16 protein-coding genes are annotated in these 11,346 nt (G+C 74.2%); 12 read left to right on the top strand and 4 right to left on the bottom strand.

What is annotated here, in order from left to right:
* Positions 1-84: 84 nt before the first annotated feature.
* Positions 85-660 (bottom strand): TerD family protein, encoded by a 576-nt coding sequence (locus tag AB0M03_RS16945; RefSeq protein WP_363492289.1) that lies wholly within the window; start codon positions 658-660, stop codon positions 85-87.
* Between the two features lie 237 nt (positions 661-897).
* Here AB0M03_RS16945 and AB0M03_RS16940 point away from each other — a divergent pair, with 237 nt between their 5' ends.
* The 3 genes from AB0M03_RS16940 (at position 898) to AB0M03_RS16930 (ending at position 3,243) form a co-directional block, all read left to right on the top strand.
* On the top strand, positions 898-1,353 hold the full coding sequence (locus AB0M03_RS16940; RefSeq protein WP_363492288.1) for a BlaI/MecI/CopY family transcriptional regulator: 456 nt from the start codon (positions 898-900) through the stop codon (positions 1,351-1,353).
* Positions 1,354-1,356: 3 nt separating this feature from the next.
* Complete coding sequence (locus tag AB0M03_RS16935) at positions 1,357-2,301, top strand: M56 family metallopeptidase (protein WP_363492287.1); 945 nt, start codon at positions 1,357-1,359, stop codon at positions 2,299-2,301.
* A gap of 183 nt (positions 2,302-2,484) precedes the next feature.
* Complete coding sequence (locus AB0M03_RS16930; RefSeq protein ID WP_363492286.1) at positions 2,485-3,243, top strand: sporulation protein; 759 nt, start codon at positions 2,485-2,487, stop codon at positions 3,241-3,243.
* Between the two features lie 107 nt (positions 3,244-3,350).
* Here the strand turns inward: AB0M03_RS16930 and AB0M03_RS16925 are convergent, their stop codons facing one another.
* Positions 3,351-3,761: an organic hydroperoxide resistance protein gene (locus tag AB0M03_RS16925; RefSeq protein WP_363492285.1), complete on the bottom strand. Its 411-nt coding sequence runs from the start codon at positions 3,759-3,761 to the stop codon at positions 3,351-3,353.
* A gap of 125 nt (positions 3,762-3,886) precedes the next feature.
* Here AB0M03_RS16925 and AB0M03_RS16920 point away from each other — a divergent pair, with 125 nt between their 5' ends.
* The 7 genes from AB0M03_RS16920 (at position 3,887) to AB0M03_RS16890 (ending at position 7,449) form a co-directional block, all read left to right on the top strand.
* A complete protein-coding gene (locus AB0M03_RS16920) occupies positions 3,887-4,357 on the top strand; it encodes a MarR family transcriptional regulator (RefSeq protein ID WP_363492284.1) in 471 nt (156 codons plus the stop codon).
* A 71-nt stretch (positions 4,358-4,428) separates the two neighbouring features.
* Positions 4,429-4,863 carry a hypothetical protein gene (locus AB0M03_RS16915; RefSeq protein ID WP_363492283.1) on the top strand — a complete coding sequence of 145 codons (435 nt, stop codon included), beginning with the start codon at positions 4,429-4,431 and terminating at the stop codon, positions 4,861-4,863.
* A gap of 65 nt (positions 4,864-4,928) precedes the next feature.
* A complete protein-coding gene (locus AB0M03_RS16910) occupies positions 4,929-5,348 on the top strand; it encodes a MerR family transcriptional regulator (protein WP_363492282.1) in 420 nt (139 codons plus the stop codon).
* Positions 5,349-5,401: 53 nt separating this feature from the next.
* The gene (gene trxA / locus AB0M03_RS16905) at positions 5,402-5,731 is read left to right on the top strand and encodes a thioredoxin (protein ID WP_363492281.1); all 330 of its coding nucleotides are present in this window, start codon (positions 5,402-5,404) and stop codon (positions 5,729-5,731) included.
* A 170-nt stretch (positions 5,732-5,901) separates the two neighbouring features.
* A complete protein-coding gene (locus AB0M03_RS16900; protein ID WP_363492280.1) occupies positions 5,902-6,324 on the top strand; it encodes a MarR family transcriptional regulator in 423 nt (140 codons plus the stop codon).
* A gap of 48 nt (positions 6,325-6,372) precedes the next feature.
* Positions 6,373-6,798, top strand: coding sequence for a PPOX class F420-dependent oxidoreductase (locus tag AB0M03_RS16895; protein WP_363492279.1), 426 nt, complete (start codon positions 6,373-6,375; stop codon positions 6,796-6,798).
* Between the two features lie 90 nt (positions 6,799-6,888).
* Complete coding sequence (locus tag AB0M03_RS16890; protein WP_363492278.1) at positions 6,889-7,449, top strand: NAD(P)H-dependent oxidoreductase; 561 nt, start codon at positions 6,889-6,891, stop codon at positions 7,447-7,449.
* Here the strand turns inward: AB0M03_RS16890 and AB0M03_RS16885 are convergent.
* Positions 7,335-8,168: an aquaporin gene (locus AB0M03_RS16885; protein WP_363492277.1), complete on the bottom strand. Its 834-nt coding sequence runs from the start codon at positions 8,166-8,168 to the stop codon at positions 7,335-7,337. The two genes, AB0M03_RS16890 and AB0M03_RS16885, sit on opposite strands and share 115 nt — an antisense overlap.
* A 174-nt stretch (positions 8,169-8,342) precedes the next feature.
* On the opposite strand from AB0M03_RS16885, the gene AB0M03_RS16880 reads away from it, so the two are divergent.
* Positions 8,343-9,107: a MerR family transcriptional regulator gene (locus tag AB0M03_RS16880; RefSeq protein WP_363492276.1), complete on the top strand. Its 765-nt coding sequence runs from the start codon at positions 8,343-8,345 to the stop codon at positions 9,105-9,107.
* Positions 9,108-9,141: 34 nt separating this feature from the next.
* On the opposite strand, the gene AB0M03_RS16875 is transcribed toward AB0M03_RS16880, so the two are convergent.
* Complete coding sequence (locus AB0M03_RS16875) at positions 9,142-10,179, bottom strand: helix-turn-helix domain-containing protein (protein ID WP_363492275.1); 1,038 nt, start codon at positions 10,177-10,179, stop codon at positions 9,142-9,144.
* Between the two features lie 133 nt (positions 10,180-10,312).
* Here AB0M03_RS16875 and AB0M03_RS16870 point away from each other — a divergent pair, with 133 nt between their 5' ends.
* A complete protein-coding gene (locus tag AB0M03_RS16870) occupies positions 10,313-10,765 on the top strand; it encodes a rhodanese-like domain-containing protein (protein WP_363492274.1) in 453 nt (150 codons plus the stop codon).
* Positions 10,766-11,346 lie beyond the last annotated feature (581 nt).

The following is an 11,346-nucleotide window of genomic DNA, read 5'->3' as shown; positions in this document are numbered from 1 at the left end:
TTCTGCCTGTCCGTGTGGGCCCCACCCCCCCGGGGTGTGGGGAACTGCGCAGTTCCCGACGCCCCTCATCGGGTACCTGTCGCCTCAGACGTTGACGCCGTAGTCGAGGGCGATGCCGCGGAGGCCGGAGGCGTAGCCCTGGCCGATGGCGCGGAACTTCCAGTCCGCGCCGTGCCGGTAGAGCTCGCCGAAGACCATGGCGGTCTCGGAGGAGGCGTCCTCGCTGAGGTCGTAGCGGGCGACCTCGCGGCCGGTGGCCTGGTCGACCACGCGGATGAAGGCGTTGCGGACCTGGCCGAAGTTCTGCAGCCGGCTCTCGGCGTCGTAGATGGACACCGGGAAGACGATCTTCGCGACGGTGAGCGGCACGGCGCTCAGGTCGACCTTGATCTGCTCGTCGTCGCCGTCGCCGCCGCCGGTCAGGTTGTCGCCGCTGTGCTCGACCGAACCCTCCGGGCTGGTCAGGTTGTTGTAGAAGACGAAGTGCTGGTCGGTCAGCACCCGGCCGGACTCGCCGCACAGCAGTGCGCTGGCGTCGAGGTCGAAGTCGGCCCCGGTGGTCGAGCGGACGTCCCAGCCCAGACCGACGATGACCGCCGTCAGGCCCGGGGCCTCCTTGCTCAGCGAGACGTTGCCGCCCTTGGCCAGCGAGACTCCCATGGCTTCCCCTCCCGGAGTGCCGCACCGGGCCCGTCCGCCCGGCCGATCCGATCACTGTGACGCAAGAATCTACAGCACTGTAGAGGCCGTGCGGGCCGCCTCCGGAACGGACTGACGCGGCCTCACCGGGCGGTCGGGAGCGAACCGCTCAGTAGGATGGCCGCGCGCCGCCCCACCCGCGGCGTACAACAATCAAGGAGGGCCAGGCCTTCCGGGGACGCACGGGGAGGCGCCGCCATGGTCCAGGAACGCGAGCCCTCCGCCGGGGGGTTCCGGGCCCGCCGCCGAGGCCAGGGCGAACTGGAGGCCCAGGTGCTGGCGGTGCTGCGGGAGGCGCCGGGCCCGGCCACTGCGGGCTGGGTCCAGGAGCGCCTGGAGGGCGGTCTCGCCTACACCACGGTGGTCACCATCCTCTCCCGACTGCACGCCAAGAACGCCGTGTCGCGCACCCGTTCCGGCCGCTCCTACCGGTGGCTGGCCGCCTCGGACGCGGCCGGCCTGGCCGCCCTGCGGATGCGGCGGGTGCTCGACAGCGAGGCCGACCGCGACGCGGTGCTCGCCAGCTTCGTCTCGGCGCTGCTGCCCGACGACGAACCGCTGCTGCGGACCCTGCTGGACAGCGCCTCGGAGGGTCCGGGCAGGACCGCCGGCGGACCGTCGGCGGGTGACCGGCCGGCGGACCGCGAGGGCTGAGCGATGGGCGTCTCCGTCTTCCTCTTCCTCCCGCTCGTCCTGCCGCTCACCGCCCTGCCGATCTCCCGCCTCGCCGAGCAGCACCTGCACCCGCGCTCCGCGACCAGGCTGCTGACCGGCTTCGGCCTCGCCATGGCCGGGTGCAGCATGCTCTGCCTGGGCCTGCTCGGGGTGCTGGGCACCGCCCAGATCCCCGGCAACCCGCTGCCGGACAGCTGGTCCGACCCGGAGGTGCGCGACATCGTGCCCTTCCACGTCGAGGTCGGCGCGGGCGCGATCGCGATGCTCGTCGTGGTGCTCGCCGCGGTCGTCCGCACCCTCGTCCGCCAGGTGCGGGTCGGTACCCGGGCGCGCCGAGCGGTGGCGCACGTCCCGTACGGCGAGGGGCCCGCGGTGCTGCCGGACGACCGTCCGTACGCCTATGCGCTGCCCGGCACGCCGGGCCGGATCGTGGTCTCCACCGGCATGCTGGAGCACCTCGCCGAGGACGAGCGGGCCGCCCTGCTCGCCCACGAGCAGGCCCACCTGACGCACCGCCACCACCGCTACCGGCTGGCGACCCGGCTCGCGGCCTGCGTCAACCCGTTCCTGCGGCCGCTGCACCGGGCGGTCGCCTACGGCACCGAGCGCTGGGCCGACGAGGAGGCCGCGGGCGCGGTCGGCGACCGCCTGGCCACCGCCCGCGCCGTGGCCAGGGCCGCCCTGGTCACCCACCGCGCCGCCGTGCCCGGGCTGGCGGCCTTCGCCGATCCGTCGCCCGGCCCGGTGCCGCGGCGGGTGGCCGCACTGCTCGGCCCGGTGCCCTCCGGCCGCGCCTGGCCGCCGGCGCTCAGCCCGGCCGGCCCCGCCGCGATGCTCGCCGCGGCGGGCACCGCGGCCTCCGCCCTCTCCGCCCTGAACGCCGCCACCGCCCTCCTCCTGATCCTCAAGGCCGCGACCCCGCTCTAGGGCCCGGGTGCACCACGAGGGGCGCTGGGGGCACCTCCCGGCCGAAGGCCGGGGGCGGAACTGCGCCCCTGAATCGACCGCCCGAGTGCCTTCCGAAGACGCGCCCCCGGGGCGGACGGGGTCAAGGGTGGGCAAAGTACGATCGTCGCGGCCTCACCACCCGACTCGGTAAGGAGAGCACCGATGGTGTTCAAGCGGCTTCTCGGCGCCCTGGGCGTCGGCGGACCCACCGTGGACACGGTCCTGTCCACGCCGACCGTCCGCCCCGGCGGCACGATCTTCGGACAGGTCAACCTGGTCGGCGGTGAGCGGGACGCCGAGATCAACGGCATCACCCTCAGCCTGATCGCCCGCGTCGAGGTCGAGTACGAGGACCACGAGGGGCACACCAACAAGACCTTCGCCTCGGCGGCGGTCAGCGGGCCGCTCCGCCTGGCGGCGGGCGAGCACCGCGCGGTTCCGTTCTCGTTCCCGGTGCCGTTCGAGACCCCGGCGACCTCCATCGCGGGCCAGCACCTGTCGGGCATGGCGCTCGGCGTCCGCACCGAGGTGGACATCGCCGGCCAGCTGGACAAGGGCGACGCCGACCCGGTGGCGATCGAGGCCCTGCCGGTGCAGCAGCGGGTGCTGGACGCCCTGCTGGCGCTGGGCTTCCACTTCACCCGGGCCGACCTGGAGGCGGGCCACATCCGCGGCACCCGCCAGACGCTGCCCTTCTACCAGGAGATCGAGTTCCGCGCGGCGCCGCAGTACGCGCACCGCTGCAACGAGATCGAGGTGACCTTCATCGCCGACCCGCACGGCGTCGAGGTCGTCCTGGAGTTCGACAAGCGCGGCTTCCTGCACGGCGGCGACTCGGTCCGCACGTACCACCTCGACCACGCGGCGGCCCAGCAGGACCTCACCGCGGTGGTGGACGGCTGGATCCGCGCCGCGCTGTAGCGGCAGCAGGAACCCGAACGACGGCGGACCGCCGGGGCGCATCCCTCGCCCCGGCGGTCCGCCGTTCCCGTTCCCCCGTCCCCCGATTCCCCCATGCCCGGCCGGGGTTACTCGACGACGAGCTCGACCGGGATGTTGCCGCGGGTGGCCTTGGAGTACGGGCACACCTCGTGGGCCTTCTTGATCAGCAGCTGGCCGGTCTCGCCGGAGAGCTCCTCCGGCAGCTCGACGCGCAGCACGACGGAGAGCCCGAAGCCGGTGTCGTCCTTGCCGATGTTGACCTCGGCGGTCACCGAGACCTCGCTGGTGTCCACCCGCATCTGCCGGCCGACCAGGCCGGCGGCGCTGGCGAAGCACGCCGCGTAGCCCGCCGCGAAGAGCTGCTCGGGGTTGGTGCCCTGCCCGTTGCCGCCGAGCGCGGGCGGCATGGCGAGCGGCAGGTCGATCTGGCCGTCGGAGCTGACGGCCCGGCCCTCACGGCCGTTGGCGGTGGCGACAGCGGTGTACAGCGCGTCCATGGACCAGTCCCTCTTCTCGGGTCGGATCGGCGGCCCGGTGCCCGGGCCGCCCCGTGGCCACAAGTAGAGCACACAACTGAATTGCGAACAACTTAAATGCTCGCGGCGCGGCTATCCTTGGACTCATGACCGTGCTGCCCGAGGTGCCCGAGGAGGAGCTGCTCCGCCTCGACCGCCAGATCTGTTTCTCCCTGTACGCCGCCTCGCGCGCGTTCAACGGCCTCTACCGGGTCGTCCTCAAGGACCTCGACCTCACCTACCCGCAGTACCTGGTGATGCTGGTCCTGTGGGAGTACGGCGACCTCCCGGTCAAGGAGATCGGTGAACGGCTGCGGCTCGACTCCGGCACGCTCTCCCCGCTGATCAAGCGCCTGGAAGCGTCCGGCCGGGTGCGCCGCGAGCGCAGCACCGAGGACGAGCGCTCGGTCACCGTCCGCCTCACCGAGGAGGGTGCGGCCCTGCGCGAGCAGGCCCTGCAGATGCCCCGCGGGATCCTCAGCGCCTCCGGAGTCTCCCTGGAGGAGATCGTCGGACTGCAGCAATTGCTCGGCCGCATCACCACCGCCCTCGACACGGCCACCGCAGCCGCGGGCTGACCGCCTCCGGTCCCCGGCCGCGCGGGCCGTGCGTGTCGCCCGTCCGGGCGCGGCCGCGCATGATCGGCTGGGTGCCCATGAGGACCCTGCTCGCCGCGCTTGCCGTGCTCGCCGCCGCCACCCCGTCCGCCGCCGCCCGGGACGTCCACCCGGCCGGGCCCGACGCCGCCCTGGTGGACGGCTTCCTGCGCGCCTACCGGGACGCCGTGCTCGGCCTCGGCGACAGCGGGCTCACCCCGTCCGAGGTGCGCGCCGAGTGGCTGGCGCCCGAACTCAACCGCCGCCTCGACGACTGGCAGGCCCGCCACGGCGGCACCGACCCGGTCTTCCGCGCCGGCACCCCCGACTCCTGGACGGTGCACGCCGAGGGCGGCGCCGCCGGGCTCGGCCTGGTCCGGGTCGTCGAACACCGGCCGGGCGGGCCGGACCGGTGCCTCCGGTACACCGTCCGCGACGCGGACCGGACCGTCGCCGGCCTCCGCGACAGCCCCGCCTGCACGGGCTGACCCGGACGGGCCGATCCCGGAAGGGGCTGGCGTTGACGTCGGCGGCAAGGTCTACCGTCTCAGGCATGCGGATCGGCGAACTGGCCCGCCGCGCGGGCACCACGACACGGGCACTGCGGTACTACGAGTCGCGCGGGCTGCTGCCCGCCCGGCGGAACGGCAACGGCTACCGCGAGTACGACGAGGAGGACCTCCGGCTGCTCCGGCAGATCCGGACGCTGCAGGACTTCGGGTTCGGCCTGGAGGAGACCCGGCCGTTCGTCGAGTGCCTGCAGGCCGGCCACCCGGCCGGCGACTCCTGCCCGGCCTCGCTGGACGTCTACCGGGCCAAGCTCGCCGAGCTGGACGGCGTCATCGGGCGGCTGCAGGCCGTCCGGGACGAGGTCGCCGCCCAGCTCGCCCGCGCCGAACTCGAAGCCGCCGCAGACCTCCCGGGCGGCCCCGAACCCCGCTGCGGCCTCACCCCGCACGGGGGTGCCGACTAGGGCGCGGGGGCGCCCCTGAACCAACCATCCGAGTCCGACCGAAAGGACCACCCATGGCCGTCCCCGGAATCGACGCGGTCACCGACGAGACCTTCGCCGCCGAGGTGCTGGCCGCCGACCGGCCCGTGCTGGTGGACTTCACCGCCGAGTGGTGCCCGCCGTGCCGCATGATCGGGCCGGTGCTGGCCGAGGTCGCCCGCGAGGAGGGGCACCGGCTGCGCGTCGTCCAGCTCGACGTGGACACCAATCCCGAGGCCCGGGCCCGGTACGGCGTGATGTCGATGCCCACCCTGATGGTCTTCCGCGGCGGCGAGCCCGTGAAGAGCATGGTCGGTGCCCGGGCCAAGGCGAAGCTGCTGCGCGAACTCGAAGACGTGGTCTGAGCTCGCGGGGGTGGGCGGCGGCCTGTCCAGGACCGCCGCCCGCGAACCCGTCCGTACCGGAACGTACTCCTCCGCCATGCGGTTGTAAAGTGCAACCTCGTGGCCGGTTCGGGACAGCCGACCGGGCCGCCGTACGGTGGTCCCCGGCATCCCCCACCGAAGGAGCACGCATGCCCGACCGCGACGCCGCCCTGGACGCCATCCAGCGCGAGCTCACCGCGTTCGCCCGCCGGGCCCGCCACAAGGCCGCGCAGATGCACCCCGGCCTGACGCTGGTCACGTACAGCATGCTCGACCTGGTGAAGGAGCGCGGCAGCTGCCGCGCCGCCGACCTCGCCGCCCACTTCATGCTCGACAAGTCCACGGTGAGCCGGCAGGTCACCGCCCTGGAGAAGCTCGGCCTGATCACCCGCGAACCCGATCCCGACGACCAGCGCGGCCAGCTGCTGCGGCCCTCCGCGGACGGCCTGCGGCTGCTCGCCGAGGCCGCCGAGCAGCGCCGGCTGGCCTTCCGCGAACGGTTCACCGGCTGGAGCGACGGCGACGTCGAGCAGTTCGCCCACTACCTGACCCGGTACGGCGCCGGGGACTGACGGCGCGCCGCCCCTCCGGGCCCGGCCGTACGCACCAGGATGGACCGCATGACCCGGATGACCGAGCCGCAGTGGCGCGCCTTCCTCAGCCACGGCACCCGCACCGCCAAGCTCGCCACCACCCGCGCCGACGGCCGCCCGCACGTCGCACCCGTCTGGTTCGTCCTGGACGGCGACCACCTGGTGATCACCACCGGCAGCACCACGGTCAAGGGCCGCAACCTCACCCGCGACCCCCGGGCCATGGTCTGCGTGGACGACCAGCAGCCGCCGTACTCCTTCGTCCTGGTCCAGGGCCGCGCCGAGATCTCCGAGGACCCGGACGAACTCCGCCACTGGGCCGGCCGGCTCGGCGCCCGCTACATGGGGGAGGAGCGCGCCGAGGAGTTCGCCGCCCGCAACGGCGTCCCCGGCGAACTCCTCGTCCGCATCCGGATCGACGAGGTGAACGCCCAGGGCGCCGTCTCCGGCTGACCGTCCGCGGGAAGAACCCGCCCGCGGCCCGTTGTTGGACGCCGTTGCCGGCCACCGTCGGCGCCGTCACCACGACACCACGGAGCCCCCATGGCCGACCGGGCCCAGCGCCGCTTCCTCTTCCTGCTCGGCTCCACCCGCTCCGGCGGCAACGCCGAACTGCTCGCCCGTCGCGCCGCCGAGCACCTCCCCGCCGGCGCCGAGCAGCAGTGGCTCACCCTCACCGACCTGCCGCTGCCCGCCTTCGCCGACCAGCGCCACGACGGCGAGTACCCGCCGCCCACCGGGCACGCCCGCACCCTGCTGGACGCCACCCTCGACGCGACCGACCTGGTGATCGTCTCGCCGCTCTACTGGTACAGCGTCAGCACGCCCGTCAAGCACTACCTCGACCACTGGTCCGGCTGGATGCGCGTCCCCGGCACCGACTTCAAGCGCCGGATGGCCGGCCGCACCCTCTGGGCCGTCAGCGCCTACGCCGGCAGCGACCCCTCCGACGCCGACCCGCTCGCCGGCATGCTCCGCCGCAGCGCCGACTACCTGTCGATGCGCTGGGGCGGCCTGCTGCTCGGCTCCGGCAGCCGGCCCGGCGACGTGCTCGCCGACGAGGAGGCACTGCTCGCCGCCAAGTCCTTCCTCGCCTCCGCCTGATCCGCCGGCTCCCCGGAAGCCGCCGGCTCCCCGACCGCACCCGGCCGCCCGAACAGCAGCGCCGCCAGCGCCAGGCCGGCCGCGGCACCCGCGCACTGCGCCAGCACGAAACCCGGCACCGAGCCGGGCGCGATCCCGGCCGGACCCTCGGCCAGCGCCCGGCCCGCGGTGACCGCGGGATTGGCGAACGCCCCCGAGGAGGTGCCCCAGCACGCCGCCGCGGCCCACCCGGCCACCGCCACCGGCGCCCACCGGCCCCGGCCGCCGAGCAGCAGCCCGCAGACCAGCAGCACCAGCACCCCGGTCGCCAGGCCCTCCGCCAGCCACAGCGGCCCGCCGGCCCGCGGCACCGCGGCGGGCCCCAGCAGCGGCCGGCCGAACATCGCGTTCGCCAGGGCCGCGCCCGCCGCCGCACCGGCCAGCTGCGCCGCCGCGTAGCCGCCCAGCTCCCCGGCGGACGGACCGCTGCCGTCCCGCCGCCCCGCCCACCAGCCGGCCACCGTGACCAGCGGATTGAGATGGGCCCCGGACACCGGCGCGAACAGGGCGATCAGCACGCCCAGCGCCAGGGCCGGGGCGAGGACGCCGCCGGCGGTGCCCCCGCCGCAGTCCCCGCCCGGCGCCGCGACCCGGAGCCCGGAACCGATCAGCACCGCGGCCAGCACCGCGGTGCCGACCGCCTCCGCGGCCAGCCGCCGGAACAGGGGGGTCGTCCTCATGCCGCCATCGTGTTCGGACGGCGGCGCGGCGACAATTGTCCGGTGCACCAGGCTGCGCCCCGGCCCGGGTACCACCGGCTCGGAGACTCGTACGGCCGGGGCCGGACGGAATCGGCTTGACCCTCACGCACCGTGAGGCCGGAGGGTGGAGGCCACGAGGAGGGAGCGACCGCGATGACCAGCTACTCGGTCGGCCAGGTGGCCAAGGTGGCCGGGGTCACCGTAAGGACCCTGCACCACTACGACGAGATCGGCCTGCTGTCCCCGAGCGGACGCACACCGGCCGGCTACCGCCGCTACGAGGAGAAGGACCTCGACCGGCTGCAGCAGGTGCTGTTCTACCGCGAACTCGGCTTCCCCCTCGACCAGGTCGCGGCCATCCTGGACGACCGGTCCGTCTCGCCGAACGAGCACCTGCGCCGCCAGCGCAGCATCATCGGCGAGCGGATCGAACACCTCCAGGAACTCGCCGCGGCAGTCGAACGAGCCTTGGAGGCGCAGAAGATGGGCATTCAGCTGACACCGGAGGAGAAGTTCGAGGTGTTCGGGAAGGACTACCAGGAGAGCTGGGAGGACGAGGCCGAGCAGCGCTGGGGCGGCACCGACGCCTGGAAGGAGTCCCAGCGGCGCACCGGCGGCTACACCAAGGCCGACTGGCAGCGCATCAAGGCCGAGGCCGACGGCCTCAACGCCCGCCTGGCGCAGGCGTTCACCTCCGGCACGGCGGCCGACTCCGAGGAGGGCGCGGCCCTCGCCGAGGAGCACCGGCAGCACATCACCGGCAACTTCTACGAGTGCACCTACACCATCCACCGCGGCCTCGGCGAGATGTACGTCGCCGACCCGCGCTTCACCGCCACCTACGACCGGATCGCCCCCGGTCTGGCGCAGTGGCTGCGCGACGCCATCCTCGCCAACGCCGACCGCCGCGAGTCCTGACCCGGCGCACGGGTCCTGGTCCGGCAGTTGCCGGTCAGGCCGCGCCGCGGCCGAAGGTGCGCCGGTAGGCGGTGGGGGAGACCCGCATGGTCCGCCCGAAGTGGTGCCGGAAGGTCGCGGCGCTCTCGAAGCCGACCGCGGTCGCGATCTCCTCGACGGTGCCGTCCGGCGACTCCAGCAGCGGCAGGCTCGCCGCGATGCGCTGGGCGGTGACCCAGCGCATCGGGCTGGTGCCGTTGCGGGCGGTGAAGTGCCGCAGGTAGGAGCGGTCCGACATTCGGGCGGCGCGGGCCAGCAGCGGCACCGTGAGGGGCTCGGCCAGGTGGTCCAGCGCCCACTGCATGGAGCGTGTGACGCCGTCGTCCTCCGCCGCCACCGGTGCGACCGCCGCTTCGATGAACTGGGCCTGCCCGCCGCCCCGGTGCGGCGGCACCACGAAGCGGCGGGCCACCGTGTTGGCCACCCGGGCGCCGTGGTCCCGGCGCACCAGGTGCAGGCACAGGTCGATGCCGGCCGCGCTGCCCGCGCTGGTCAGCACCGAGCCGTTGTCGACGTACAGCACGTCCGGGTCGACCTTCACCGCCGGGTGGCGCTGCTGCAGCAGGCCGGCGTATCGCCAGTGGGTGGTGGCCTCCAGGCCGTCCAGCAGGCCCGCGGCGGCCAGCGCGAAGGCGCCCGAGCAGATCGAGACGATCCGGGCGCCGCGTTCGTGCGCGGTGCGCAGTGCCGCCACCAGCCCGGGGGAGACCTCGCCGCCGAAGGCGTTGGGGACGGCCACCACCATCACCGTGTCGGCGGCGGCCAGTTCGTCCAGCCCGTGCGGGGCGGTGAGGGTGAAGCCGCCGACCGCGTTCAGCGGGGTGCCGGGACGGTCGGCGCAGACCCTGACGTCGTACCAGGGTGCGGCCAGCAGCCCGCTCAGTTCGGGCCGGGCCAGGCCGAAGACCTCGACGACGACGCCCAGTTCGAACGGGGCCATGCCGTCGAAGGCGTACACGGCGACGGTGTGCACCGGCTCCGGGCGGCGGCCGACGGAGACGGCTACCGGGCGGCTCGGCCGGCTGGCGTTCACGGCGCTCCCCTTCGTCCGGGCTGGCGGGATCTTGGCGAGTGTAGTCGTCACCGCCACTGTCGGGCGCCGGCGCCCGGCGGAAGGATCGGAGACGTCGCCGCACCGCAGTTCCCGGACCGTCAGGAGCCCGCAGATGACCGTCGCCGTCTCGCCCGTGACCGAGATCCCCGCCCTCGCCCCCGACCGCGCCTTCGCCTTCTTCGCCGAGCGCCTCGGCTGCCAGGCCGACCCCGCCGACGTCCGGTACGCGATGCGCGACGGGCAGCAGGACTTCACCCTGGTCGACGTCCGCGCCGAGGGAGCCCACCGCAAGGCCCACCTGCCGGGGGCCGTCAGCCTGCCCCTGGCGGAGATCACCGCCGAGCGGGTCGCCGGACTCCCGTCCGGCCTGCTGGTCGTGTACTGCTGGGGCCCGGCCTGCAACGGCTCCACCAAGGGCGCCATGCGGCTGGCCGCGCTCGGACGCGAGGTCAAGGAGATGATCGGCGGTCTGGAGTACTGGGTGCGCGAGGGCTGGCCCACTGAGGGCCGCCGCCCGATCGACCCGAAGGCCGCCACCCCCGCGGACCTCGGCCTGGTCTGCTGACCGCGGGCCCGGTGGGGTGGAGCCCGTGCAGGGGCCGGACTGTCAGTGCCCGGCCCTAATCTGAAGATGTGTCCGAGACCGGTTGGCGGTCCCGAGGCGGGCAGTGAAAAAAGCAGTGGGAGCCCGCCCCGTCCGTCGGGGAGGATGCTGCTTCGTCAGGACGAGGGCCCGGGGGACGGGGCCGGTGCGGCTGAGCCGACCGGTGGGCCTCGCCGTACACATCCACCACCACATCTGCAGCGATCTCTTTGGGGGGTCATGCCTTGAACGCGTCCGTTGTCTCCACTTTTGCGAATAACATCCCCGCTCCGATCCGGATGTCCGGCTGGGGCCGCCGCGGCGCCCGCCGCTGATCGATCATTCAGGTGCCCGGCCCTGCCGCCGGGCACCTCTTCGTGTTCTCGGCACGCCGTGGTGCCCGGTGCGGGCGCCCGGAAAAATTCTCCGCACCCACCTGCAACCCCCCGACGGGACGCACGTCCATCAGGACGGGAGCCGGGGGAACGGAGCCGGAGGGCCCGCCCGAGGCCGACCGGCGGCTCTCGCTCCGTCCGACGACCGCGCCGCACCCTGGGGGGATC

Origin of the sequence: Kitasatospora sp. NPDC051914, assembly GCF_040680995.1 — a bacterium.
Lineage (GTDB): Bacteria > Actinomycetota > Actinomycetes > Streptomycetales > Streptomycetaceae > Kitasatospora.
The sequence above is the reverse complement of the archived record's forward strand: the minus strand, read 5'-3'. Positions and strand labels throughout refer to the sequence as shown.